The organism is Variovorax monticola, assembly GCF_051216855.1.
Lineage (GTDB): Bacteria > Pseudomonadota > Gammaproteobacteria > Burkholderiales > Burkholderiaceae_C > Variovorax.
In genome coordinates this window covers 444,426-467,800 of the sequence record NZ_JBPJZP010000006.1, presented here as the reverse complement: position 1 = coordinate 467,800, position 23,375 = coordinate 444,426, and the positions used below count along the sequence as shown (strand labels likewise).

25 protein-coding genes are annotated in these 23,375 nt (G+C 68.1%); 8 read left to right on the top strand and 17 right to left on the bottom strand.

The features are described from left to right. Nucleotide 1 precedes the first annotated feature (1 nt). The gene (locus ACSFA5_RS23275; protein WP_435446400.1) at nt 2–916 is read right to left on the bottom strand and encodes a LysR family transcriptional regulator; all 915 of its coding nucleotides are present in this window, start codon (nt 914–916) and stop codon (nt 2–4) included. A 131-nt stretch (nt 917–1,047) separates the two neighbouring features. On the opposite strand from ACSFA5_RS23275, the gene ACSFA5_RS23270 reads away from it, so the two are divergent. After that, nucleotides 1,048–1,695, top strand: a complete 648-nt coding sequence (locus ACSFA5_RS23270) for an FMN-dependent NADH-azoreductase (RefSeq protein WP_435446399.1) — start codon at nt 1,048–1,050, stop codon at nt 1,693–1,695. A 69-nt stretch (nt 1,696–1,764) separates the two neighbouring features. Here the strand turns inward: ACSFA5_RS23270 and ACSFA5_RS23265 are convergent, their stop codons facing one another. From ACSFA5_RS23265 to ACSFA5_RS23250, 4 genes are read right to left on the bottom strand one after another with little or no spacing between them, the layout of a single operon-like run. Beyond that, nucleotides 1,765–2,319, bottom strand: a complete 555-nt coding sequence (locus tag ACSFA5_RS23265; protein WP_435446398.1) for an NADPH-dependent FMN reductase — start codon at nt 2,317–2,319, stop codon at nt 1,765–1,767. 44 nt (nt 2,320–2,363) lie between these two features. After that, nucleotides 2,364–3,095, bottom strand: a complete 732-nt coding sequence (locus tag ACSFA5_RS23260; RefSeq protein WP_435446397.1) for an amino acid ABC transporter permease — start codon at nt 3,093–3,095, stop codon at nt 2,364–2,366. Beyond that, entirely contained in the window at nt 3,086–3,808 is a 723-nt protein-coding gene (locus ACSFA5_RS23255) for an amino acid ABC transporter permease (RefSeq protein ID WP_435446571.1), read from the bottom strand. The genes ACSFA5_RS23260 and ACSFA5_RS23255 overlap by 10 nt, the downstream gene beginning before the upstream one ends. Before the next feature lie 25 nt (nt 3,809–3,833). Then, nucleotides 3,834–4,667 carry an ABC transporter substrate-binding protein gene (locus ACSFA5_RS23250; protein ID WP_435446396.1) on the bottom strand — a complete coding sequence of 278 codons (834 nt, stop codon included), beginning with the start codon at nt 4,665–4,667 and terminating at the stop codon, nt 3,834–3,836. A gap of 168 nt (nt 4,668–4,835) precedes the next feature. Between ACSFA5_RS23250 and ACSFA5_RS23245 the strand changes: the two genes are divergently transcribed. From ACSFA5_RS23245 to yjjJ, 5 genes are all read left to right on the top strand, one after another. Continuing rightward, a complete protein-coding gene (locus tag ACSFA5_RS23245; RefSeq protein ID WP_435446395.1) occupies nt 4,836–5,804 on the top strand; it encodes an aliphatic sulfonate ABC transporter substrate-binding protein in 969 nt (322 codons plus the stop codon). A 13-nt stretch (nt 5,805–5,817) separates the two neighbouring features. Continuing rightward, nucleotides 5,818–7,041, top strand: coding sequence for an N-methyl-L-tryptophan oxidase (gene solA / locus ACSFA5_RS23240; protein ID WP_435446394.1), 1,224 nt, complete (start codon nt 5,818–5,820; stop codon nt 7,039–7,041). Between the two features lie 66 nt (nt 7,042–7,107). Beyond that, nucleotides 7,108–8,040: a 2-dehydropantoate 2-reductase gene (gene panE / locus ACSFA5_RS23235; protein WP_435446393.1), complete on the top strand. Its 933-nt coding sequence runs from the start codon at nt 7,108–7,110 to the stop codon at nt 8,038–8,040. Between the two features lie 5 nt (nt 8,041–8,045). After that, complete coding sequence (locus ACSFA5_RS23230) at nt 8,046–8,711, top strand: Asp/Glu/hydantoin racemase (protein ID WP_435446392.1); 666 nt, start codon at nt 8,046–8,048, stop codon at nt 8,709–8,711. An 86-nt stretch (nt 8,712–8,797) separates the two neighbouring features. Next, nucleotides 8,798–10,114, top strand: coding sequence for a type II toxin-antitoxin system HipA family toxin YjjJ (gene yjjJ, locus ACSFA5_RS23225; protein WP_435446391.1), 1,317 nt, complete (start codon nt 8,798–8,800; stop codon nt 10,112–10,114). Between the two features lie 9 nt (nt 10,115–10,123). Here yjjJ and ACSFA5_RS23220 read toward each other — a convergent pair whose 3' ends face one another. Beyond that, nucleotides 10,124–11,485, bottom strand: coding sequence for an NAD(P)/FAD-dependent oxidoreductase (locus ACSFA5_RS23220; RefSeq protein ID WP_435446390.1), 1,362 nt, complete (start codon nt 11,483–11,485; stop codon nt 10,124–10,126). Between the two features lie 115 nt (nt 11,486–11,600). Between ACSFA5_RS23220 and ACSFA5_RS23215 the strand changes: the two genes are divergently transcribed. Together ACSFA5_RS23215 and ACSFA5_RS23210 are read left to right on the top strand one after the other, a co-directional pair. Then, nucleotides 11,601–12,431, top strand: coding sequence for an AraC family transcriptional regulator (locus tag ACSFA5_RS23215; protein ID WP_435446389.1), 831 nt, complete (start codon nt 11,601–11,603; stop codon nt 12,429–12,431). 31 nt (nt 12,432–12,462) lie between these two features. Further along, nucleotides 12,463–13,446: an alpha/beta hydrolase family protein gene (locus tag ACSFA5_RS23210; protein ID WP_435446388.1), complete on the top strand. Its 984-nt coding sequence runs from the start codon at nt 12,463–12,465 to the stop codon at nt 13,444–13,446. Here ACSFA5_RS23210 and ACSFA5_RS23205 read toward each other — a convergent pair. From ACSFA5_RS23205 to ssuC, 11 genes are all read right to left on the bottom strand, one after another. Continuing rightward, nucleotides 13,443–15,455, bottom strand: a complete 2,013-nt coding sequence (locus tag ACSFA5_RS23205) for a family 2A encapsulin nanocompartment cargo protein cysteine desulfurase (protein WP_435446570.1) — start codon at nt 15,453–15,455, stop codon at nt 13,443–13,445. The two genes, ACSFA5_RS23210 and ACSFA5_RS23205, sit on opposite strands and share 4 nt — an antisense overlap. Nucleotides 15,456–15,521: 66 nt before the next feature. Then, on the bottom strand, nt 15,522–16,454 hold the full coding sequence (locus tag ACSFA5_RS23200; protein ID WP_435446387.1) for a family 2A encapsulin nanocompartment shell protein: 933 nt from the start codon (nt 16,452–16,454) through the stop codon (nt 15,522–15,524). 61 nt (nt 16,455–16,515) lie between these two features. Next, on the bottom strand, nt 16,516–16,785 hold the full coding sequence (locus tag ACSFA5_RS23195; RefSeq protein ID WP_435438230.1) for a helix-turn-helix domain-containing protein: 270 nt from the start codon (nt 16,783–16,785) through the stop codon (nt 16,516–16,518). Nucleotides 16,786–16,840: 55 nt separating this feature from the next. Then, nucleotides 16,841–17,755 (bottom strand): serine O-acetyltransferase EpsC, encoded by a 915-nt coding sequence (gene epsC / locus ACSFA5_RS23190; RefSeq protein ID WP_435446386.1) that lies wholly within the window; start codon nt 17,753–17,755, stop codon nt 16,841–16,843. Between the two features lie 4 nt (nt 17,756–17,759). Further along, nucleotides 17,760–18,242 carry a rhodanese-like domain-containing protein gene (locus tag ACSFA5_RS23185; RefSeq protein WP_435446384.1) on the bottom strand — a complete coding sequence of 161 codons (483 nt, stop codon included), beginning with the start codon at nt 18,240–18,242 and terminating at the stop codon, nt 17,760–17,762. Between the two features lie 204 nt (nt 18,243–18,446). Next, nucleotides 18,447–18,662 (bottom strand): TOBE domain-containing protein, encoded by a 216-nt coding sequence (locus ACSFA5_RS23180; protein ID WP_007829250.1) that lies wholly within the window; start codon nt 18,660–18,662, stop codon nt 18,447–18,449. 69 nt (nt 18,663–18,731) lie between these two features. Continuing rightward, on the bottom strand, nt 18,732–19,328 hold the full coding sequence (locus ACSFA5_RS23175; protein WP_435446383.1) for a malonic semialdehyde reductase: 597 nt from the start codon (nt 19,326–19,328) through the stop codon (nt 18,732–18,734). Between the two features lie 16 nt (nt 19,329–19,344). After that, the gene (locus ACSFA5_RS23170) at nt 19,345–20,643 is read right to left on the bottom strand and encodes an O-acetylhomoserine aminocarboxypropyltransferase/cysteine synthase family protein (RefSeq protein WP_435446382.1); all 1,299 of its coding nucleotides are present in this window, start codon (nt 20,641–20,643) and stop codon (nt 19,345–19,347) included. Nucleotides 20,644–20,691: 48 nt separating this feature from the next. Continuing rightward, the gene (locus tag ACSFA5_RS23165) at nt 20,692–21,534 is read right to left on the bottom strand and encodes an ATP-binding cassette domain-containing protein (protein WP_435446381.1); all 843 of its coding nucleotides are present in this window, start codon (nt 21,532–21,534) and stop codon (nt 20,692–20,694) included. 4 nt (nt 21,535–21,538) lie between these two features. Further along, on the bottom strand, nt 21,539–22,510 hold the full coding sequence (locus ACSFA5_RS23160) for an aliphatic sulfonate ABC transporter substrate-binding protein (RefSeq protein WP_435446380.1): 972 nt from the start codon (nt 22,508–22,510) through the stop codon (nt 21,539–21,541). A gap of 10 nt (nt 22,511–22,520) precedes the next feature. Next, nucleotides 22,521–23,366, bottom strand: a complete 846-nt coding sequence (gene ssuC / locus ACSFA5_RS23155; RefSeq protein ID WP_435446379.1) for an aliphatic sulfonate ABC transporter permease SsuC — start codon at nt 23,364–23,366, stop codon at nt 22,521–22,523. Nucleotides 23,367–23,375 lie beyond the last annotated feature (9 nt).

The window sequence follows — 23,375 nt, the reverse complement described above, 5'->3', positions numbered from 1 at the left end:
GCTAGTACATCCGCAATTCTTCGTTCTGCAGGTGCTCGACCAGGAAGTCGATCAGCCGTCGCACCGCCGGCACCAGCGCGCGCCGCGCCGGAAACACCATGTGCGCGACCACCGGCGTCGGGCCCCAGCCCGGCAGCAGGCGCACCAGCTGGCCGGCTTCGACCTCGGCCCTGCACATGTAGTCGGGCAGCATGGTGGCCCCCACGCCGCCCAGCGTGCCGTACTTCAGCGTGACCAGGTCGTCCGCCACGTAGCGCGGCGTGTGCGCATGCACGTAGGTTTGCCCCTCGGGCCCTTCGAGCCGCCACTCGGCGCGCCCCTCGCCGTTGGCCGACATGGCCGCCGTGGGCAGCCTGGCCAGGTCGGCCGGCGACTCGATCGGGCCGAAGCTCGCCAGCAAGTCCGGCGGCGCCACCAGCACGCCGCGGCTGGTGCCGAAGGTCTTGGCCACCAGCAGGGCGCTGTCCTCGATGGCGAAGCGAACGCGCAGGGCGATGTCGATGCCCTCCTCGATCAGGTCGACCGGGCGGTTGATCACCCGCATGTCGATGCGCACCGCCGGGTAGAGCGCCATGAACACCGGCATCAGCTGCGCCAGCCCGCTGTGCGACATGGTGACCGGCACGCTGATGCGCACCAGCCCGCTGGGCTCCGTCTGCACCTGCGCCACCGCCTCGGCCGCGGCCTGCGCCGCGTCGCGCATGGCGGCGGCGTGGCGCAGATAGATTTCGCCGGCCGGCGTGAGCGACAGGCGGCGGGTGCTGCGCTGCATCAGCTGCACGCCCAGGCGCTCTTCCAGGTCGGCCACGCGGCGCGACAGGCGCGACTTGGGAATGCCCAGCGCGCGGCTGGCGGCCGCGAAGCCGCCGCGCTCGGCCACTTCGGCGAAGAAAACCATGTCGTTGAGGTCTTGCATGCCGCCATTGTCCCGCAAACAGAACGATGAGTGCGATTTTTGGCTACTTATCAGTCACTCGATCCAAAAATAGAATTCTCACATCCGCCGGCCAATTGAGCGCCGACAGCCAACACAGAAAGTGATTGATCATGAAGCTGCTCCACATCGACTCCAGCATCCTCGGTGCCTACTCGACCTCCCGCGTCCTGACGGCCGAGATCGTGGCCGCCTGGAAGGCCGCGCATCCGGACACCACGGTCGAGTACCTCGACCTTGCCGTGGACGCACCTGCGCATTTCAGCGCCGATGCCCTCGCCATCAAGACCGGCCCGCAAGCCGAGCCGACCGAAGCCCAACAGCGCGAAAACGCGGTCTCCGAAAAGCTGGTGAGCCAGTTTCTGGCCGCTGACGTGGTCGTCGTCGGCGCCCCGCTCTACAACTTCTCGATCCCGACCCAGCTCAAGGCCTGGATCGACCGCCTGGGCCAGGTGGGCCGTACCTTCAAGTACACCGAAACCGGCCCCGTGGGCCTGGCCGGCGGCAAGACCGTGATCGTGGCTTCGAGCCGCGGCGGCGTGTACTCGACCAGCGATTGGGGCCAAGGCGCCGAGCATCAAGAGAGCTACCTGAAGGTGGTCTTCGGCTTCTTCGGCATCACCGACGTGCGCATCGTGCGCGCCGAGGGCGTGGCGATGGGCGACGAGCCCAAGGCCAACGCATTTGCCGCTGCGCGCTCCGACATCCTGGCGGCAACGGCCGAAGCCGCCAACCAGAAGAACGTCGCGCAAGCTGCCTGAACCAGCGCTGCGCCATGAAAAAAGCCGCCCATCCGGGCGGCTTTTTGTCGTGCGCGGCAAGGAAGAGACTCAAGCCGAATGCGTCTTGACCCAAGCCACGTACTTGTCCATCCAACCCTGCAGGAACTTCGTCGAGCCTTCGTTGCCGATGTGGCCCTTGTCGTCGAACAGGTCGTCCTTGGCCTGCAGGAATACTTCCGGCGCGCCCAGGGTCGGCACGTCGAGGTAGGCCAGGATGTTGCGCAGATGCTGCTGCGCCAGCGCGGTGCCGATGGCACCCACCGACACGCCGAGCACCCCGGCCGGCTTGCCCGCCCAGGCGCTCTGGCCGTAGGGGCGCGAGGCGTGGTCGATCGCGTTCTTCAGCACGCCCGGAATCGAGCGGTTGTATTCGGGCGTGACGAACAGCAGGCCCTGGGCCGCCGCGATTTCGGTCTTCAGGCGCTTCACGGGCGCGGACTGGTTGCCGTCGTCGTCCTGGTTGTAGAGCGGCAGGTCGTCGATGCGCAGGTGCTCGAAGGTGAAGTCCGCGGGCGCCAGGTGCGCCAGCGCGAGCGCCAGCTTCTGGTTGTACGAATCCTTGCGCAGGCTGCCGACGAGAACGGCGATGCGGGTCTGGGCCATGGGTGAAGCTCCTTGAGTGGACAGGGTCGGAATGACGAACGCGATTATGCGAACCGCTCAAGACCTTTTCCCGAAAAGCTCTTGCGTCTTTTTGTAGCTGCCTGCGCTCTCTTCACCCCCGCGTTCGCCAGCCGGTCGAGCCCGGTGCACAGCAGCCAGTAGAGCGCGCCCACCAGCATGAAGATCTCCGCCGGGTAGACCATGGTGCGCGCATTCACCTGCGAGGCCACGAACGACAGTTCCCCCACGCCCACGATGTAGGCCAGCGAGCTGTCCTTCACCAGCGTGACCCACTGGTTCACGAACGACGGCAGCATCATGCGCAGCGCCTGCGGCAGCACCAGAAAGCGCAGCGTGCCCCAGCGCGTGAAGCCCAGCGACAGGCCCGCGGCCCACTGCCCGTCCCCCACGCCGCGAATGCCCGCGTTCACCGCGTGCGCCAGGTACGCGCCGCCCACCAGCGACAGCGCGCACATCACCGACAGCACGCCCGGCACGCTGATGCCCAGCGCGAACGGCAGCAAAAAGTAGGTCCAGAAGATCAGCATCAGCACCGGTATCGCGCGGAACAAACCCAGCACCAGCGTGAGCGCCACCTTGAGCCTGCCGCGCGCGGTCGCCAGGCCGATGCCCGCCGCCAGCCCGAGCACCGCCGAGGCCACGGCCGACCCGGCACTCAGCAGCACGGTGAGCGCCGCGCCGCCCAGCGGCCCCTGCGGAAACGCACCCCACAGCAGGTACGGCAGGCTGTCCCAGAGCGTCTGGATCACCGCCACGCGGCGCTTTCGTGCATCTGTCCCGGTGCATTCGCCTGCCGCCGCGCCGCCCACGCGGCCAGCACCTCGATGGCGCCGATGGTCACGACGTACAGCAGCGTCGCAAAGCCGAAGGCCTGGAAGGTCTTGAAGGTCTCGGCCTCCACCTGCCGCGACGCGTACGACAGCTCGACCAGCCCCACGGCCATGGCCAGCGAGGTGTTCTTCACGATGTTCATGTACTGCCCCAGCAGCGGCGGCAAGGCGATGCGCAAGGCCTGCGGCAGCACCACCTGCGCGAGCACCTGCGTGCCGGTGAAGCCGAGCGCACGGGCCGCCAGCGTCTGCCCGGCCGGCACGCCACGAATGCCCGAGCGGATGTCTTCGCCCACGTAGGCCGCCGCATAGAGCGTCAGCCCGACCAGCGCGGACAGCAGCTCGAACGACAGCACATGCCCCGCATAGAGCCACTCGCGCGCCGCCTCGGGCAGCACGGACGGCGCACCGAAGTACCAGAAGAACAGCTGCACCAGCAGCGGCGTGTTGCGAAACAGCGAGACGTACGCGCCCGTCGCGCGCAGCCATGCGGCGTGGGTCGACGAGCACCCCGCCGCCACCACGATGCCGAGCGCCGTGGCACCCGCTGCCACCAGCAGCGACGCCCACAGCGTCGTCAGCCAGCCGTCGAGCAGCCAGCCGATGTAGCGAGGCGCGAGCAGCTGCTCGCGCAACAGGTCGATCAAGAAATCCTCATCCGCCTCAGTTGGCCGCCACGCGCTGGTCGCCGATCTTCAGCAGGCGCGGCAGCGGCGCCTTGCTGCCGGGGCCGAACCAGGTGTCGTAGATGGCCAGCGCGCGGCCGTTCTTCTCGCTTTCCACCAGCCAGGGGTTCAGCGCCTCGAGCAGGCGCGTCTCGCCCTTGGGCACCGCGGCGCCCAGGTACTCCTTCGAGACGGTGATCGGCGGGATTTCGTACTTTTCCTTGTCGGGAATCGCGTTCCACTGGGCCGTGAGCTTCACGCCGTCGTTGGTGATGGCCTGCACGTTGCCGTTGCGCAAAGCGGCCAGCGCGAAGGGCGAGTCGTCGTACAGCACGACCTTGGCGTCGGGGTAGTTCTTGCGCAGGTTCGACTCCATCGTCGTGCCCTTCTCGGTGCCGATGCGGATGTCCTTGATCTGCGCGGCGTCCTTCAGCACGCCCTTCTTCGCCAGGAACTGCTGGCCCACCAGGAAGTACGGCGTGGTGAAGTCGACCGCCTTGGCGCGCTCGTCGGTGATGGTGAAGCTGGCGAACACCACGTCCACCTTGCCCGAGGTCAGCAGCGGCACGCGGTTGGCGGGGTTGGTCGGCACCAGCTCGATCTTCACGCCCAGGCTCTTCGCGAACTCCGTGGCCAGGTCGATGTCGTGGCCCACCTGCTTCCTGCTCTCGGGGTCGATGTAGCCGAACGGCGGGTTGCCGTCGAACGCGGCCACGCGCAGAACGCCCGCCTTCTTGACGTCGTCGAGCCGGTCGGCCCACGCGGCGCTGCCCAGGGTGAGGGAGCCGATGGCCAGCGCCAGGCTCGAAACGATGAATGTGCTGCGGGTCATGCCTGCTCTTCGGTATGGAAAGCCGCGACTCTAGGCAGCGCGCCCGCGCGGGCCAACGAAGCAAATTCCGCTTGCATATGCACAGCCGAGTTGGGCATGAGCAAATGACGAAAGCTTCGTGGCGCAGACGCGCCACGGCCCCTAGAGTCGCGGACTTTTGCCTTCGCCATGCACACCCCTTCTCTCTCTCGCCGCACCCTGCTCCAGGCCGGCACCGCCGCCGCCTTCACAGCAGCCGCAGCACCGCTGTTCGCCCAAGCCCGCACCAAGACGCTGCGCATCGGCTACCAGAAGTTCAACACGCTCAACATCCTGAAGGGCACGGGCCAGCTCGAGAAGGCGCTCGCACCCAGCGGGGTGAAGGTCGAGTGGGCCGAGTTCCTCGGCGGCAGCCAGCTGTCGGAGGCACTGTCGGCCGGCGCCATCGACTTCGGCCATGCCTCGGACGGCATCGGCGTGTTCCAGCAGGCCAGCGGCAAGGGCCTGGTGTACCTGGCCGCCGAAAGCCCCTACCCCGGCGGCGTCGGCTTCCTGGTGCCGCGCGACGCCCCCATTCGCAGCGTGCGCGACCTGAAGGGAAAGAAGGTCGTTACCGGGCGCGGCTACAACACGCAGTACGTGCTGATTCGCGCGCTGGAGGCGGCGGGCCTGCGCTACGATGACATCGAGCCGGTGTACATCCTCACGGCCTCCGACACCATCGCGGCCTACCAGTCGGGCAGCGTCGCGGCCATCGGCCTGTGGGACCCGTTCCTGGCCGCCGCGCAACTGGCGACCGATTCGCGCGTGCTGTTCGACGGCACCGGCCTGAGCGGCAACCGCACCTACCACTTCGCGCAACCCGGCTTCGCACGCGCCAACACCGACGTGCTGCGCACCGTGTTCGCCGAACTGCGCAGGGCCAACGAATGGGCGCAGGCGAACCCCGCCGAGGTGGTCGCCACGCTGGCGCCGCAGTTGAAGGTCGAGCCCAAGGTGCTGGCGCTGGCCACCGAACGGCGGCAATATGGGGTCGTTGCACTCACCCCCGCCATCGCGCAGGAACAACAAGGCCTGGCCGATGTGTTCGCGCAACTCAAGCTCATTCCCAAGCCCATCGAGGTGAAGGACGCCTTCCTCGAACTGAACCTCGTCTGACGCCAGTTCTCACGTGACCTTGTCCACTCACTACGACGTCATCGTCGTCGGCCTCGGCGCCCTCGGTGCCGCCACGCTCTACCAACTGTCGCAGCGCAGCGCGCGCGTGCTGGGCATCGACCAGTTCGCGCCACCGCACGACCTCGGTTCCTCGCACGGCGACTCGCGCATCACGCGGCTGGCGGTCGGCGAAGGCGACGAGTACGTGCCCTTCGTGCAGCGCTCGCACGCCATCTGGCGCGAGCTGGAGGCGCGCACCGGCAAGCCGCTGATGACCACCACGGGCGGCCTCATCCTGGCGCCGCAGGGTCGGGTGGCCGAACACCACGGCAAGCCCGACTTCGTGCGCCGCACCATCGCCTGCGCGCAGCACTTCGGCATTGCGCACGAGGTGCTCGACGCTGCCGGTATAGGCGCGCGCTTTCCGCAGTTCCACCTGCAGGGCGACGAGATCGGCTACTTCGAGCACGACGCGGGCTTCGTGCGGCCCGAGGACGCCATCGGCGCGCAACTGGCCGTGGCCCGCGCGTCGGGCGCGCAGACACGCACCGGCGAGCGCGTGCAGGCGGTCGAGCCGGTGGGCAACGGCGACACCGTGCGCGTGCGCACCGACACCGCCAGCTTCACGGCCGACCGCGTGGTGGTGTCGGCCGGCGCCTGGCTGCCCGGGTTCCTCGGCAAGCAGGCGCGCGCCGACTGGCAAGCCTGGCAAGGCGACTTCGCGGTGCATCGCCAGGTGATGCACTGGTTCGACACCGGCAGCGCCGCCGCCGACTTTTCGCCCGGGCGCTTCCCCATCTTCATCTGGATGTTCGGCGACGGGCAGGAAGACTACATGTACGGCTTTCCGTCGTCCGACCCCGCGCAGCCCGCGCTCAAGGTCGCGACCGAGCAGTACGTGGCCACGACCACGCCCGACACCATCGAGCGCACCGTCGGCCCCGAAGAAAGCGCCGCCATGTACCGCGACCGCGTGGCCGGCCGCTTTCCGCAGATCGGCGGGCGGGCGCTGAAGGCGCGCGCCTGCATGTACACCGTGACGCCCGACCGCCGTTTTGTCATCGACGCGCTCGACGGCCTGCCGAACGTGCTCATCGCCTCGGCCTGCTCGGGCCACGGCTTCAAGCATTCGGCCGGGCTGGGCGACGCCATTGCAGACCATGTGCTGGGCCGGCAGAGCGCGCTCGACCTGTCGCCCTTTGCCCGCGGCCGGCTGCTGGAGAAAACGGCCGCCTGAAGCAGCGACTGGCGATCGGGGGCATCATCGCCCTCGGTCTTTTCTCGGACTCAGGAGCACAGCGCAATGAGATTTCTGGTGGTGGGTGCCGGCGCACTCGGTGGTTATTTCGGTGGTCGTCTGCTGGAGGCGGGCCGCGACGTCACCTTCCTCTTGCGCCCGCGCCGCGCGGCGCAGCTCGCGAAGACCGGTCTGGTGGTGCAAAGCCCCCTCGGCAACCTCGAACTACCCGCCCCCAAGCACGTGCTGGCCGACGGCATCGACGGCCCCTACGACGTGGTCGTGGTCGGCAGCAAGGCCTACGACCTGGACTCGACCATGGACTCGTTCGCGCCCGCCGTCGGGCCCGGCACCGTGATCCTTCCGCTTCTCAACGGCATGAAGCACATCGACCGCCTCGCCGATCGCTTCGGCGCGGCGCGTGTGCTGGGCGGCCTGTGCATGATTTCGGCCACGCTCGACGACGAAGGCCGCGTGCTGCACCTGAACGATATGCACGGCCTGAGCTACGGCGAGCGCGGCGGCGGCCGCTCCGAGCGCGTCGACGCCATCGCGGCCCAGTTCGCGGGCGCGAAGTTCGACGCCACGGCGAGCGAAAGCATCATGCAGGACATGTGGGAGAAGTGGGTCTTCATCGCCTCGGCGGCGGGCCTCACGAGCCTGATGCGCGCATCCATCGGCGACATCGTGGCGGCGGGCGGGCAGGACGTGGCGCTCGCGATCTTCGACGAGTGCTGCGCCATCGCCGCGCACAACGGCTTTGCGCCGCGCCCGGCCGCCGTGCAGCGCGGGCGCGCCATCATGACGGCGACCGGCTCGCCGATGACCGCGTCGATGTACAAGGACATCGTGCGCGGCGCGGCGGTGGAAGCCGATCACATCGTGGGCGACCTGCTCGGCCGCGCGGCCGCGGGCCAGCACGCAACGCCTTCGGTGCTGCGCACGGCCTACGTTCACCTGAAGGCCTACGAGGCCCAACGAGCGCGCACGGCGGGCTGAACGCCATGCCACCCAACGAAGATGCGCTGGCGTTCCTTCACACGGCGCAGGTGCATGTGCCGACCTTCGAGCGGCTGGTGCGCGAGATCGCACCCGACCTGCGCGTTCGGCATGCGGTGCGCGAAGACCTGCTCGCCGATGCATGTGCGGTCGGTGTCGATGACGCGGGCCTGGTGGCCCGCGTTCACCACGCCATGCACGAGGCGGCCTCCAGCGGCGCGACGGTGGTCGTGTGCACCTGCTCGACCCTCGGCGCCATCGCCGAAAGAACCGCCGCGGGCGATGCGTTCAGGGCCCTGCGTATCGACCGCGCCATGGCCGACCGCGCGGTGCGCACCGGGCCGCACGTGCTGATCGTGGCGGCGCTGGAAAGCACGCTGGCGCCGACGACCGCGTTGATTCTTTCGGCGGCGCAGGACGCGGGTGTGGTGGTGCAGCCGCGCCAGTTGCTCGTGGCGCAGGCGTGGTCGCAGTTCCAGTCCGGCAACATTGCCGGCTACATCGAGACACTGGCCCAGGCCATTCGTGCGAAAGCCGACGGGGCCGATGTCGTCGTGCTTGCACAGGCCTCGATGGCACCGGTTGAAACGGCCCTGGCGAACCTTGGCATCGATGTTCTCAGCAGCCCCGCGCCGGGGGTACGGCTTGCGGTGAAAATGGCCAGAGGATGATGCCGACTATCTATTCAAATATTCATTCAATTTTGTGAATTCACCAATGAAGAATAGAATAATTTATCTATTCACATTGGTATTCAATGGCGACCTCTTCCGCCTTGGCCGACACCGCAATTGCCTTCATCCGGTCGCAGGGCGCCGTCACTGGCGCTGACGTCCAGGCGCGGCTGGGCGTCAGCCAGCCGACCGTGTCGCGCACGCTGGCGCCGCTGCTGCGCGGTGCCGACATCCTGAAGGTGGGCGCTGCGCGCTCGCAGAGGTATGTCGCCCCCCGGCACATCGAGCGGGTCGGCACCGAAGTGCCCGTCGTCAAGGTCGACGAGAACGGCAACGCCGTGCCGTTCGGGCGCATCGTGCCGCTGCAAGGTGGCCGCTGCTGGATGGACGAGCAGGAAGGCCCCAGCGCGCTGCACGACGGGTTGCCGTGGTTCCTCTCCGACATGCGCCCCCAGGGCTTCATCGGCCGCGCCTTCGCCCACGGCCACCCCGAACTCGGCCTGCCCGCCAACCCCGAGCACTGGACCGACGACGACGTGCTGCAGGCGCTGGCCCTGAGCGGCGAGGATCTGCCGGGCAACCTGGTGGTCGGTGCCGAGTCGTTCAACCGCTTCCAGTCGATGGCCGCACGCCCGGCCGCGCACGTGACCACCGACGACTACCCCGCCATGGCGGACAGCGCCATGCAGGGCACCTTGCCGGGCTCGTCGGCCGGCGGCGAACAGCCCAAGTTCTGCACCGCGCGCGACGGGCGGCAGGTGATCGTCAAGTTCTCGCCGGCCGGCAACTCGCCCGCGGACAAGCGCTCGCGCGACCTGCTCGTGTGCGAACACCTGGCATTGCGCACGCTGCAGGAAGCCGGCGTCGCCGCATCCACCACACGCGTGCTCATCGAAGCCGGCCGCGTGTTCCTGGAAGTCGAGCGGTTCGACCGCACCGCCAGGGGACGCATCGGCATGGTGTCGCTGATGGCCTACGACGCACAGCACGTCGGCAAGATCGACAACTGGGCCGCCACGGCCAACCGCATGGCGTCGCGCGGCCTGATGCGCGCGGACGACGCGCAGCGGCTGCGCTTTCTGGAGGCTTTCGGACGGCTCGTCGGCAACACCGACCGGCACTACGGCAACATCTCGCTGCTCATCGAGAACGGCGGCTGGCGCCTGTCGCCCGCCTACGACGTGCTGCCGACGCTCTATGCCCCCGTCAACGGCGAGTTGCCCGCGCGCGACCTGGCGACGAGCGCCGCGGCGCCGACCATCGACACACTGCAAGAGTGGCCCGGCGCGCGGCGCCTGGCCACGGTGTTCTGGCAGGCGGTTGCGGCGGACACCCGCATCACCACGCCTTTTCGCGCCATTGCACGCAAGAACGTGCAGTTCACCGGCGAGCCGGAATAGCCCTCCCTGCTATTCCGGCTTGAGCACCGTTTCCCCCTTCAACATCCCCATGTCCCGGACGTTGAGGCGGTGCCGCTTCCACCCCGCCCAGGTGCGCCGCATGTGCGTGATCGAGATGAAGTAGTACAGGAACTTGAACATGCCCAGCGCGCGCCACATCGGCTTGCCGCGGTAGATGTCGCCGGCCAGCAGCGACATCAGGCCTTCCTTCACCCGGAACGGATTGCCCGGGTACATGAACATGTCGCGGATGGTCGGGTTGGTCGCGCGGTAGATGAACCACGAGTACTCGCGCGGGCCCTTGCGCGTCATGGCCTCGAAGCCCTTGCGCGCCAGCGCCAGCTCGGCCGGCTGGTCGAGCGCCGTGGCCACCAGCCCGGCGCCGTCGAAGGCGCTGGTCATGGCCAGGTACACGCCCGAGGAGAACATCGGGTCGATGAAGGTGAAGGCGTCTCCCAGCATCAGGTAGCGCTCGCCCGTGGCGTGGGTGCTCGAGTACGAAAAGTTGCCGGTGGCGTGCACCGCGTCGTCGACCAGCGTGGCGTTCTTCAGGCGCTCCACCAGCACCGGGCACAGCGCGATGGTGTCGTAGAAGAACTCTTTCAGCGGCTTGTCGCGCGTCTTCAGGTAGTACGGCCAGCAGACCGCGCCGATGCTGGTGGTGCCGTCGGCCAGCGGAATGAACCAGAACCAGCCGTGCGGGAACCAGCAGATGCTGATGTTCCCTTCCTTCTTGCCCTCGAGCCGCTCGGCATTCGTGAAGTGGCCGAACAGCGCCGTGCTGTTGTGGTCGGGGTTCTTTTCCTTGCAACGGAATTTGTTGGCCAGCAGGGTGTCGCGGCCGGTGGCGTCGACCACGAAGCGGGCGCGCCAGCTGCGCCTGGCACCGTCGTCCATCTCGGCATGCACGGTGGCGCCGTCGGCGTCGAAGGCCACGTCGCGCACCTTGCAGCCTTCGATGGTGTGCGCGCCGCGCGTGGCGGCGTTGCGGAACAAAATTTCGTCCAGGTCGGAGCGGCGCACCTGCCAGGCAGAGTCGAGGTTCTTGTCCAGGCCTTCGGCAAATTCCACGTAGCTGCGGTGCTCGTGCTCCGGCGAGACGAACTCGATGCCGAACTTGGGCATGCCGATCTTTTCGACCTGGTCGCGCACGCCCAGTTTCTCGAACAGCTCGACGTTGCCCGGCAGCAGCGATTCGCCGATGTGAAAGCGCGGGTGGTGTGCCTTTTCGAGCAGCACCACCTTGCGGCCTTGCTCTGCCAGCAGCGCGGCAATGGTGGAGCCGGCGGGGCCGCCGCCGACCACCATCACATCGCAGGATTCGTCGGTGGTCTGGGGCGCGAAAGAAGAGGAAGCTTGAGGCAGTGACATGCGGTGGCAAGCGTCGTTGTTGGCAATGACCAAGCATAGCCTGCCGTCGAGTTAAAGAAAGAAAAACAGCAAGGCCTGCTAAGCGGACAGCGCCGCCGGGCGGCAAACTCCGGCCATGACATCGAGCCCGCACCGCGCCGAACAGAGCTACAGGGAACGCGTGTCCCGCGTCGTCGCGGCCATCGTGGCCGACCCGATGGCCGGGCACCGCCTCGAAGACTTGGCGCGCATGGCGCATTTCTCGCCGTTTCACTTCCACCGCGTCTACAGCAGCATTGCCGGCGAAACCGTGGCCGCCACGGTGCGGCGCGTGCGGCTGGCGCTGGCCACCCGGCTGCTGGAGGCCGGCGACCAGAGCGTCACGCAGGTCGCCATGGCCGTGGGCTACGACAGCCCGCAGGCCTTCACGCGTGCCTTCGGCCAGTTCACCGGACAGTCGCCGCGCGACTTCCAGCAGCAGATGCAGAGGGTGGCGCTCAATGCCGGCGCCGTGACCTCGGTGCGGATCGTCGAGCGGCCTGCGCAGCGGGTGCAGGCGTTGCGCCACCAGGGGCCGCTGTCGACCATTCCCCACACGCAGCGCAGGTTGCGCGTGCATGCCGGCGACAGGGCCGTGTCCGAATGGCTGGGCGTGTCTTGCGGCGATCCTGCCGATGCGGCCGGCTTCAGGTACTACGCCGCAGCCGCATCGCCGCAGGCTTGGCCGGCCAACGCAGAAATGCAAACGCTGGACCTGCCGGCCGGCCGCTACGCGCTGCACTCCCTGGCCGGCCCCTATGCACGCATCAACGCGGCCGTCAATGCGCTCTACGCCCGGTGGCTGCCCGAAAGCGGCTACGAGCCGGACGACCGGCCCGCGCTGGAGCACTACCTGAACTCGCCGCGTACAGTCTCGCAGGCCGGGTTGCGCACCGAATTGCTGATTCCGATCCGCACCGCCCGCTGACCGCTCCGCCACCTCACAGAGCCGAAAACCCATGTCTCTTCGCGCCATCGCCTTTTCCGCCGCCTTCTGCCTGTCGAGCACGCTCGCGCAGGCCGCCGGGTTCACCTTCCTCGAAGTACCGGCCGACGCCCAGGGCCCCGCACTGCGCGGCGCCGTCTGGTACCCGTGCGATGCACAGGCCGCCTCCGCCGCCCCGCTCGCACTCGGACCGCTCATCACGCTCCAGGTCGCGAAGGACTGCGCCATCCGAAGCGGAAAGTGGCCGATGGTCGTGATCTCGCACGGCGCGGGCGGCAGCTTCCTCGGCCACCGCGACACGGCCGCCGCGCTGGCGGATGCCGGTTTCGTGGTGGCGGCAATCAGCCACTCGGGCGACAACTTCGAGGACATGAGCCGGCACCGGGACCTCTCGGTCTTCATCAGCCGGCCGATGGACATGAAGAGGCTGGTGGACCACATGCTGCGCGGGTGGCCCGAGCGGATTGCGCCCGCGCAGATCGGTTTCTTCGGTTTTTCGCGCGGCGGCTACACCGGCCTTGCGCTGGCGGGCGCAGTGCCGGATTTTCGCGCCGGCCTGACCTGGTGCGCGAAGGACTCGACGGTGCCCATGTGCGTGCAGTCCCGCAACAACGAACTGCCGGCCGGGCCGCTGGTGCGCGACGAGCGCATCAAAGCCGCGGTGATCGCCGATCCGCTGAGCTTCTTCGATGCGCAGGGGCTCAAGAACGTGAAGATCCCGGTCCAGCTCTGGGCTTCGGAGCGGGGTGGCGACGGCGTGTTGCCGGCGCGCGTGGAGGTGGTTCGGCGCGGGCTGCCGTCACCGCCCGACTTCCGGGTGCCAGAGGGCTCCGCGCATTTCGTCTTCCTGACGCCCTGCTCCGGGGCCATGGCCAAGGTGTTTCCCGATATCTGCAACGACGCGGGGGGCTTCGACCGCGCGGCCTTCCACGACACGCTCAATGCCGAGGTGCTGGCCTTCTTCAGGCAGCACCTCGGGCCGACGCCCAAGCTTTAGCCCGCCCGGCGCTGCCCCGCCAGCCGCCGCACCACCGCCACCAGCCGGTCGACCTCGTCGAAGGTGTTGTAGAACGCCAGCGACGGCCGCACCGTCGTCTCCACGCCGAAGCGCCGCAGGATCGGCTGCGCGCAATGGTGGCCCGTGCGCACGGCAATGCCTTCGTCGTTCAGCGCATGCCCCACCTCTTCGGTGGTGTAGCCGTCGAGCACGAAGGACATCACGCTGGCCTTGTCGGCCGCGGTGCCGATCAGCCGCACATCCGGAATGGCACCCAGTTGCCGCATGCCGTACACGAGCAGGTCGTGCTCGTAGCGTGCGATGTTCTCTATGCCAACCTTGTTGACGTAGTCGATCGCCGCGCCCAGGCCCACCGCGTCGGCGATGTTGCCCGTGCCGGCCTCGAACTTGTTCGGAATCGGCTGGAACACGGTCTTCTCGAAGGTGACGTCGGCAATCATGTTGCCGCCACCCTGCCATGGCGGCATGTCTTCGAGCACCTCGCGCTTGCCCCAGACCACGCCGATGCCGGTCGGGCCGAACACCTTGTGGCCGGAGAACACGAAGAAATCGGCGCCGATGTCCTGCACGTCGACCCGCATGTGCGAGACCGACTGCGCGCCGTCGACCAGCGCCTTGGCGCCGGCACGGTGCGCGAGCTCGACGATTTCCTTCACCGGCACCACGGTGCCCAGCGCGTTCGAAACCTGCGTGACGGCGACGATCTTGGTGCGGTCGTTCAAGAGCTTGCGGTACTCGTCGAGCAGCACCTGGCCCGAGTCGTCCACCGGAATCACCCGCAGCTTGGCGCCCTTGGCGGCGGCCAGCTGCTGCCAAGGCACGATGTTGGCGTGGTGCTCCAGGTTGGACACGATGATCTCGTCGCCCTCGCCCACATGCTGGCCGCCCCAGCTCTTGGCCACCAGGTTGATGGCCTCGGTGGTGCCGCGCACGAAGATCACTTCTTCGACTTCGGGTGCGTTGATGAACTTTCGCATCCGCTCCCGCGCGCCTTCGTAGGCGTCGGTGGCGCGTGCGGCCAGCTCATGGGCCGCGCGGTGGATGTTCGAGTTCTCGTGCGCGTAGAAGTACGCGATGCGGTCGATGACCGATTGCGGCTTGTGCGTGGTGGCCGCGTTGTCGAACCACACGAGCTGCTTGCCGTTCACCCGCTCCTGCAGGATCGGAAAGTCGCGCCGCACGGCGTTGACGTCGAACGGCGGGTGCTGGCCGCTGCCGGCCTGCGGCACCGCGTCGGGGCCGCGCGCTGTACCGTGAGGATGAGGCTTGGCCGGCGTCACGAAGCCGTTGGGCAGGCGCACCGCATCGACGAAGTAGAACTGCGGCTTCTCACCCCCTTGCACCTGGGGTTGGCTCCCTCGCCCCTCTGGGGAGAGGGTTGGGGTGAGGGGCGACCCCGCGCCCCGGCTCGGCCGCAGACCCTCACCCCGGCCCTCTCCCGCAAGCGGGAGAGGGGGCAAGACCTGCAGGGGGGGCGAATTGGCGGGCACAGAACCCGCCGACGGGTGCCCGTAGTTGCTGTTCAGAAAATAGAACGGCGACGCGCCCGCTGGCGCTGCGGCAGGCCCGGCCGGTGCACCGACCTGCTGCGGCACGCCCAGCACGGTGCCGCCCAGGCGCGGCTCGAAGGCCGGCGCCACGGAATACACCGTGTCGGGCACGCCGTTGCCCGCCACCGCATGCGGCAGCAAGGCCGGCGCGCGGTTGGCGAGCGAAGGCAGTTGCGTGGGCGACGCGGGCAGCACGTTGGCGCCCGGAATCTGCCCCTGCGGAATCGGCGTGCCCGGCACGCTGGGCCCGAAGCCCGCGGGGCTGGCCAGCGGCGAGCCCGGCGGCGCGATGTTGGACGGGAATTGCGCGCCCGGCACCAGCCCGCTCGCCACGCCGGGCAAGGAGGTCGGCGGCGTGCCCGATGGAAAAGCAGGTGCCGTGCCCGATGGAAAAGCAGGTGCCGAGCCCGGCAGTGCAGCGAACATGGCATTCGCCATGCGAGCGAGCGCAGCCGGATCGAACGGCGCCTCGCCTGGAAACGATGGTGTGCTGCTCACCGCGGCTTACTTGTAGGTGTCGGCGTAGTCGTGGTACTTGCCGATCTCGACGTCGTCAAGCACGGCCAGCGCGTCGGTGGTCAGCACCGCCAGCGAGCAGTACAGCGAGATCAGGTACGACGCGATCGCGTGGTTGTTGATGCCCATGAAGCGCACCGACAGGCCCGGACCCTGCTCTCCCGACAGGCCCGGCTGGAACAGCCCCACCACGCCCTGTCGCTTGTCGCCCACGCGCAGCAGCAGGATCTTGCTCTTGCCGTCGGCCACCGGCACCTTGTTCGACGGAATCAGCGGAATGCCGCGCCAGGTGATGAACTGCGAACCGAACAGGCTCACGGTGGGCGGCGGCGTGCCGCGGCGCGTCGCTTCACGGCCGAAGGCGGCAATGGCCAGCGGGTGCGTGAGAAAGAAGGCGGGTTCCTTCCATACCTTGGTGAGCAGCTCGTCGAGGTCGTCGGGCGTGGGCGCGCCGGTCAGCGGAAAGATGCGCTGCTCGTCCGTCACCTGGGCCAGCAGGCCGTAGTCGGGGTTGTTGATGAGCTCGCTCTCCTGGTTCTCCTTGATCGTCTCGATCGTCAGGCGCAGCTGTTCCTTGATCTGGTCGTGCGGGCTGCTGTACAGGTCGGAGATGCGGGTGTGCACGTCGAGCACGGTGCTCACGGCATTGAGGAAGTGCTCGCGCGGGTTTTCTTCGTAGTCGACGAAGGTGCGCGGCAGCTGGTTTTCTTCTTCGCGCGAGGTGCAGGTGACCTTGATCGACTCGGGGTTCTTGACCTTGTTGACGCGGTAGATGCCCGCCTCCACCGGCACCCATTGCAGCAGGTGCGTCAGCCAGCGCGGGCTGATCGTCTCGAGCTGGGGAACGGTCTTGGTGGCGTTGGCTAGCTGGCGTGCGGCGTTGTCGCCAAGGGCGGTGGTACCACCGACTGTTGCGCTCATGGATCAAGGCTCCTGTTGGAAAGAAAGTGGCCGCCAGTGTCCGGCGGCCAAGGGTTTGCCCTCAACAGGCTATAGCCGCCAAGTTGATCCGCCGCGCCAGGCGCGACTGCTCCAGCTGTTCGCAGCGCATGAGCAGGCCGACCATGTTGATGCCCAGTGCCGTCGCCAGCTTCTGCGCGGTGACGATCGACGGAATGACGCGGGCGCGCTCGATCTCCCCCACGTAGGAGCGGTTCAGATCGGAACGCTCGGCCAGTTCTTCCTGCGACCAACCCTTGCCTTCGCGCAGCTGGCGCACCGTGACGCCGAAGTCTTCGACGAATGCTTTCACAGGAGCACCTCCGCGCTGCGCGCTGCGGTATTCGCCTTGGGCGCGGCCCGGCGGCTCATGCGCCACCCGCCTTCGGTGCGTTCTGCAGGCTCGCCTGCGTGACGCTCGCGCCCGGGGGCACGTCGTCGGTGATCCACACATTGCCGCCGATGACCGCGCCCTTGCCGAGCGTGACCCGCCCGAGGATGGTCGCGCCGGCATAGATGACCACGTCGTCCTCCACCACCGGATGCCGCGGCAGGCCCTTCTGCAGGTTGCCTTCGGTGTCGGTCGGAAAGCGCTTGGCGCCGAGCGTGACGGCCTGGTACAGCCGCACCCGCTTGCCGATGATGGCCGTCTCGCCGATCACGACGCCCGTGCCGTGGTCGATGAAGAAGCCCGCGTCGATCTGCGCGCCGGGGTGGATGTCGATGCCCGTCTGCCCGTGCGCCAGCTCGGCCACGATGCGCGCCAGCAGCGGCAGGCCCAGCTTGTACAGCGCATGCGCCAGGCGGTGGTGGATCATCGCGAGCACGCCGGGGTAGCACAGCAGCACCTCGTCGACGCTGCGTGCGGCCGGGTCGCCCTGGTAGGCGGCGAGCACGTCGCTGTCGAGCAGGCGGCGCAGCGCAGGCAGCGAATTCGCGAACTTGCGGATGGCGTCCGTGGCCGCGTCGTCAATGTCGCTCGCGGGGCGCGGCTCGAGGCGCGCATTGAAGTTGAGCTCGAGCCTTGCCTGCGTCAGCAGCGCCTGCAGGGCTGCGTCGAGCGTGTGGCCGACGTAGAAGTCTTCGCTCTCGTGGCGCAGGTCGGGCGGGCCGAGCCGCATCGGAAACAGCGCGCCCTTGAGCGACTCCACGATCTGCGTCAACGCGTCGCGCGAAGGAAATTCGCGCGCGCCGGGCTCGCGCGAGCGGCGCTGGGAATCGCGCCATTCGTCTCGCACGGCGTGCAGCGCGCGAACGATGTCACTCACTTCGAAATGGGCCATGGGATCAGTCCTGTACCCACGGCAGGCCGTGGAAGCGCCAGCCGTCGGAGCCGCCGCGGTGCTGGCCCGCGTCAATTTCGCCCTCGAAACCTTCGAGCACATTGAACACCTGCGTGAAACCCGCCTTGGCAGCGGCTTCGGCCGCCAGCGCCGATCGCTTGCCGCTGCGGCACAGCAGCAGCGCCACGGCCTCCTTGCCGCCGTCCTTCGCCAGCTTGGCTTCCAGCTCGCGCACGAAGCGGGGATTGCGCGTGAGCGCCGTGCCGGTGGCCCAGGCCACGTGCACGCTTTCGGGCACATGGCCGACGAACTTGCGCTCTTCGCCGGAGCGCACATCGACCAGCACGGCCTGTCCGCTTTTCACCAGCTCCCAGGCCACGGGCGGCGTCACGCCGCCGGCGTAGGCCCATCCTGCTCCGGTTGCAAGGGCCTTGGCCTGTTCGAGGGCGGGCGGCAACGCAACGACGTCTTCAAATTCCACTGACATGGGCTTCGGCTCCTGTTGTGCGGGGGTTTATTGCATCCGCCTTGATGGCGATGACCACCACTGTAGAAGCATGAGCCCGAAGGTCAAACGACTGAAAAGGCGATTCTTTAGAACCAATCCGTATATGGAATGCCCGGGCCGTGGCGGGGCGTAAAAAAACCCGGCGCCCGCAAAGGCACCGGGTCGGGCGCTGGCCGGGCGCGCTCAGAGCTTGGCGATGGACACTTCGGTCGACTTCACCAGCGCGACCACGTCGGAGCCCACCTTCAGCTGCAGCTCGTCGACCGAGCGCGTGGTGATGACCGAGGTGACGATGCCCCAGGCGGTTTCGACATCGACTTCGGAGACGACGTCGCCGCGGATGATTTCGCGGACCTTGCCCTTGAACTGGTTGCGCACGTTGATGGCTTGGATGGACATGATGGGTTCTCTTTCAGGTGGAGGAAATTCGTTCAGGAAAGCAAGAAGCAATGGAATCGAGGGGCGTCGTCAGACGATCTCGGCCACCTCGTCGAACGCCAGGCGCGGCCCGCGTTCGAAGGTGCCGGCGTGGTCCGCCACGCCGAGGTTGACCAGGAAGTTGGCGCGGTAACGCCCGTCCGCAAAGAAGGTCTTGTCGACCAGCTCGGCGTTGAAGCCCGACTGCGGTCCCGCGTCCAGCCCCAGCGAACGCGCCGCCAGGATCAGGTAGGCGCCCTGCAGGCTGCTGTTGCGAAACGCCGTGGCCTGCGCCGCCTCGGCGCTGTTCTCGAAGATGGGCTTGGCGTCGTAGGCCGGGAACTGCGCGGGCAGATGCTCGAAGAAGCGCGTGTCGTGCGCCACGATCACCGTGACGCCGGCGGCCAGCGTCTGCGCGGCATTGCCGGACGACACGGCCGGCTTCAACCTGGCCTTGGCCTCTTCGCTGCGCACGAACACGTAGCGCGCCGGCTGGGCGTTGAAGGCGGTCGGGCCCCACTTGAGCAGGTCGTACAGCTGGTGGATGAGTTCGTCGCTCACCGGCACGGGCTTGAAGGCGTGCACGGTGCGGGCCTTGCGGAACAGCTGGTCCAGCGCGGCTTCGGGAATGGCTTGCAATGTGGTCATGGTTTCGTGAGGTGTTTCAGTTCGACGCTGCAGCCAGCGCCTGGTCGAGGTCGGCAATCAGGTCGTCGATGTGCTCGATGCCCACCGACAGGCGCACCGTGTCCTCGGTGACGCCAGCACGGGCCAGCTCCTCGGGCGACAACTGGCGGTGCGTGGTCGATGCGGGGTGCGTGGCCAGCGAGCGCACATCGCCGATGTTCACCAGGCGCGTGAACAGCTTCAGCGCATCGAGAAACTTCGCCCCGCCGGCGCGCGGATCGGCGCCGGCACCGATGCCGAAGGTCAGCACGCCGCTCGACTTGCCGCCGAAATACTTCTGCGCCAGCGCGTGGTCGGGGTGGTCTTCGAGCGCGGCGTAGTTCACCCACTTCACGGCCTTGTTCTTCTTCAGGTGCTGCGCCACGGCCAGCGCGTTGCTGCTGATGCGGTCCATGCGCAGCGCGAGCGTCTCGATGCCCTGCAGGATCAGGAAGGCGTTGAACGGTGAGATGGCCGCGCCCGTGTTGCGCAGCGGCACCACGCGCGCACGGCCGATGTAGGCCGCCGGGCCCAGCGCCTCGGTGTAGACCACGCCGTGGTAGCTGGGGTCGGGCTCGTTCAGGCGCTTGAAGCGCTGCTTGTGCTCGGCCCACGGGAACTTGCCCGAGTCGACGATGGCCCCGCCGATGCTGGTGCCGTGGCCGCCCAGGTACTTGGTGAGCGAGTGCACCACGATGTCGGCGCCGTGCTCGATGGGCCGGCTCAGGTACGGCGAGGGCACCGTGTTGTCGACGATCAGCGGCACGCCGTGGCGGTGCGCAATTTCGGCGATGGCCGCGATGTCGGTCACGTTGCCGGCAGGGTTGCCCAGCGACTCCACGAACACCGCCTTGGTCTTGTCGTCGAACAGCTTCTCGAAACTGCTCGGATCGCGGTGGTCCGCGAAGCGGGTGGTGATGCCGAACTGCGGCAGCGTGTGGGCGAACAGGTTGTAGGTGCCGCCATACAGCGCGGTGCTGCTGACGATGTTGTCGCCGGCCTCGGCGATGGTCTGGATCGCGTAGGTCACCGCCGCCTGGCCCGAGGCCAGCGCCAGCGCCGCGATGCCGCCTTCGAGCGCGGCCACGCGCTGCTCGAGCACGTCCTGCGTCGGGTTGTTGATGCGGGTGTAGATGTTGCCCGGCACCTTCAGGTCGAACAGGTCGGCGCCGTGCTGCGCGCTGTCGAAGGCGTAGGCCACCGTCTGGTAGATCGGCGGGGCCACGGCGCGCGTGGTGGGTTCGGGGGAATAGCCGGCGTGCACCGACAGGGTTTCGAATTTCCAGTTCTGCGACATACAGCTGCCTTTCAGTTGGGCAAAAGGGACAAGGGGGGATGAAGACGCTCAGATCGCCCAGCGCAGCGCGTGCGCGGGGGTGTTGAGCCAGCTTGCGTCGGTGCTCTCTGGCGCGGTGTTTTCCGGCTTCTGCAGCACCCTGTCGAGGATTCTTTTTTCGATGGCCGCGAAGGCCGGGTCGCCCTGCGAGCGCGGGCGGGCCAGCGCGATGTTCTCGTCGAGCGCGATGCGCCCGTCTTCGATCAGGATCACGCGGTCGGCCAGCGCCACGGCTTCCTGCACGTCGTGCGTCACCAGCAGCGCGGTGAAGCGGTGGCGCTGCCACAGGTTCTCGATGAGGCGGTGCATCTCGATGCGCGTGAGTGCGTCCAGCGCGCCCAGCGGTTCGTCGAGCAGCAGCAGCCGCGGGTGGTGCACCAGCGCGCGCGCCAGTGCCACGCGCTGGCGCTGGCCGCCCGAAAGGCGCGCCGGCCATTCGTTCTCGCGGTCGGCCAGTCCCACGTGCGCCAGCACTTCCTTGCCGCGCGCCTTGGCGTCGCTGGGCAGGCCCAGCGTCACGTTGTCGAGCACCCGTCGCCACGGCAGCAGGCGCGCCTCCTGGAACATGATGCGGGTGTCGTCGTGCAGGCCGTGCACGGCACGCCCGTCGGTGTAGAGGCCACCGTCGCTCGGCTCCTCGAGCCCCGCAATCAGCCGCAGCAGCGTGCTCTTGCCGCAGCCGCTGCGCCCGACGATGGCGATGAACTGGCCCGGCTCGATGGTCAGGCGCGTGTTGCGCAGCACCTCGCGTGTGCCGTAGCGCTTGTGCAGGCCGCGGGCCTCCAGGCGGACGCCACCGGGGATGGCCTGGGATGGGGCCTGGGGCTGGATGTCTTTCAGTACGGCACTCATGGTGTCAGGCTCCGGGCTTGAACAGCGCCACATTCAGCGCATCGATTTTTCGGGGCAGCAGCTTCTCGGCGAAGAAGGCATCGGCAATGCGCTGCTGTTCGCTCAGGGCCTCGGGCACCACGGCCCGCACCGCGTAGCTGCGGCGGGCGTTGGCCTGCTCGATGGTCGCGGCGTCCAGGCCCCACACGGGCGCAAGCAATGCGGCGGCGTCCTTCGGGCTCTGCTTGACCCACTTGCCGGTCTCTTCGAGTTCGGCGTAGACCACGCGCAGCACGTCGGGCCGCGCTTTCGCGAACTTGGTGCTCGCGAGGTAGTAGCGCTGGTAAGAGGCGATGCCCGTGCCGTCGGCCAGCACGCGCACCTTCGACTGGCGCTGCGCGGCGGCCAGGAACGGGTCCCACACCACCCAGGCGTCGATGGCGCCCTTCTCGAAGGCGGCGCGGCCGTCGGCGGGCGTAAGGTACGCGGCGTCGATGTCCTTCAACGACAGGCCGGCCTTCTCCAGCGCGGCGATCAGCAGGTAGTGCGCACCGGCCGCCTTGGCGAAGCCGACCTTCTTGCCCTTGAGGTCGGCCACGGTCTTCAGCGGCGAGTCTTCACGCACCACGATGGCCTGCGCGGCGGGCGACGGCGCTTCCTGCGCGATGAAGGTCAGGTCGGCGCCGGCCGCTTGAGCGAACACGGGCACGGTGTCGGCCACGTCGGCGCTGATGTCCAGGTTGTCGAGGTTCAGCGCCTCCAGCAGCGGCAGGCCGCTGGTGAACTCGTGCCAGCTCACGCTCACGTTGCGCGGCGCGAGCTGCTTTTCGAGCGCGCCCTGCACCTTCAGCACAGCGATCAGCGTGGAAGACTTTTGATAGCCGATTCGCACGGTTGCGGCCCGCCCGGCGGCAGCGCCTTGCGCAAAGGCCGCGGTGGCGCCCAGCGCGCCCAGCGTGGCGATGGCGGTGCGTCGGGAAATGGGGAATTGCGTCATGTCCATGCCCTCACTTCGCCTTCTTCTGGTAGCCGGGATGCCACCGCAGCCACCATTGCTCCAGGCCGCGTGCGAACAGGTCGGCCAGCTTGCCGAGCAGCGCGTACAGCAGGATGCCCACCAGCACGATGTCGGTCTGCAGGAACTCGCGCGCGTTCATCGTGAGGTAGCCGATGCCGGCCTGCGCCGAAATGGTCTCGGCCACGATCAGGATCACCCACATCAGGCCCAGCGAGAAGCGCAGCCCCACCAGAATGGACGACAGCGCGCCCGGCAGGATCACCTCGCGGTACAGCTGCCAGCGCGTCAGGCCATAGGTGCGGCCCATCTCGATGAGCTGCGGGTCCACGTTGCGAATGCCGTGAAAGGTGTTCAGGTAGATCGGGAAGAACACCGACACCGAGATCAGGAACAGCTTGGCCGACTCGTCGATGCCGAACCACAGAATGACCAGCGGAATCAGCGCCAGCGCGGGAATGTTGCGCACCATTTGAATGGTGGAGTCGAGCAGCGTCTCGGCGAACTTCACCGAGCCCGTCAGCAGGCCCAGTGCCAGCCCTGCCCCGCCGCCGATGGCCAGCCCGGCCAGCGCTCGGCCTGCGCTGACCTTCACGTGCGTCCACAGTTCGCCCGAGGCGGTGAGCGTCCATGCGGCCTTGAGCACGTCGACCGGCGCCGGCAGCACGCGGGTGCTGAGCCAGCCCAGCGACGACGCGATCTGCCAGAACACGATGAGCCCGACGGGCACGAGCCACGGCACCAGCCGGTGGACCACGCCGATGGCGAAGGCCTTGAACGGGTTGCCCGCGCGCTCGGCCGGCACGGCCGCCGGCAGGTCATGAACTTGTTCGGTCATGGGCGTCCT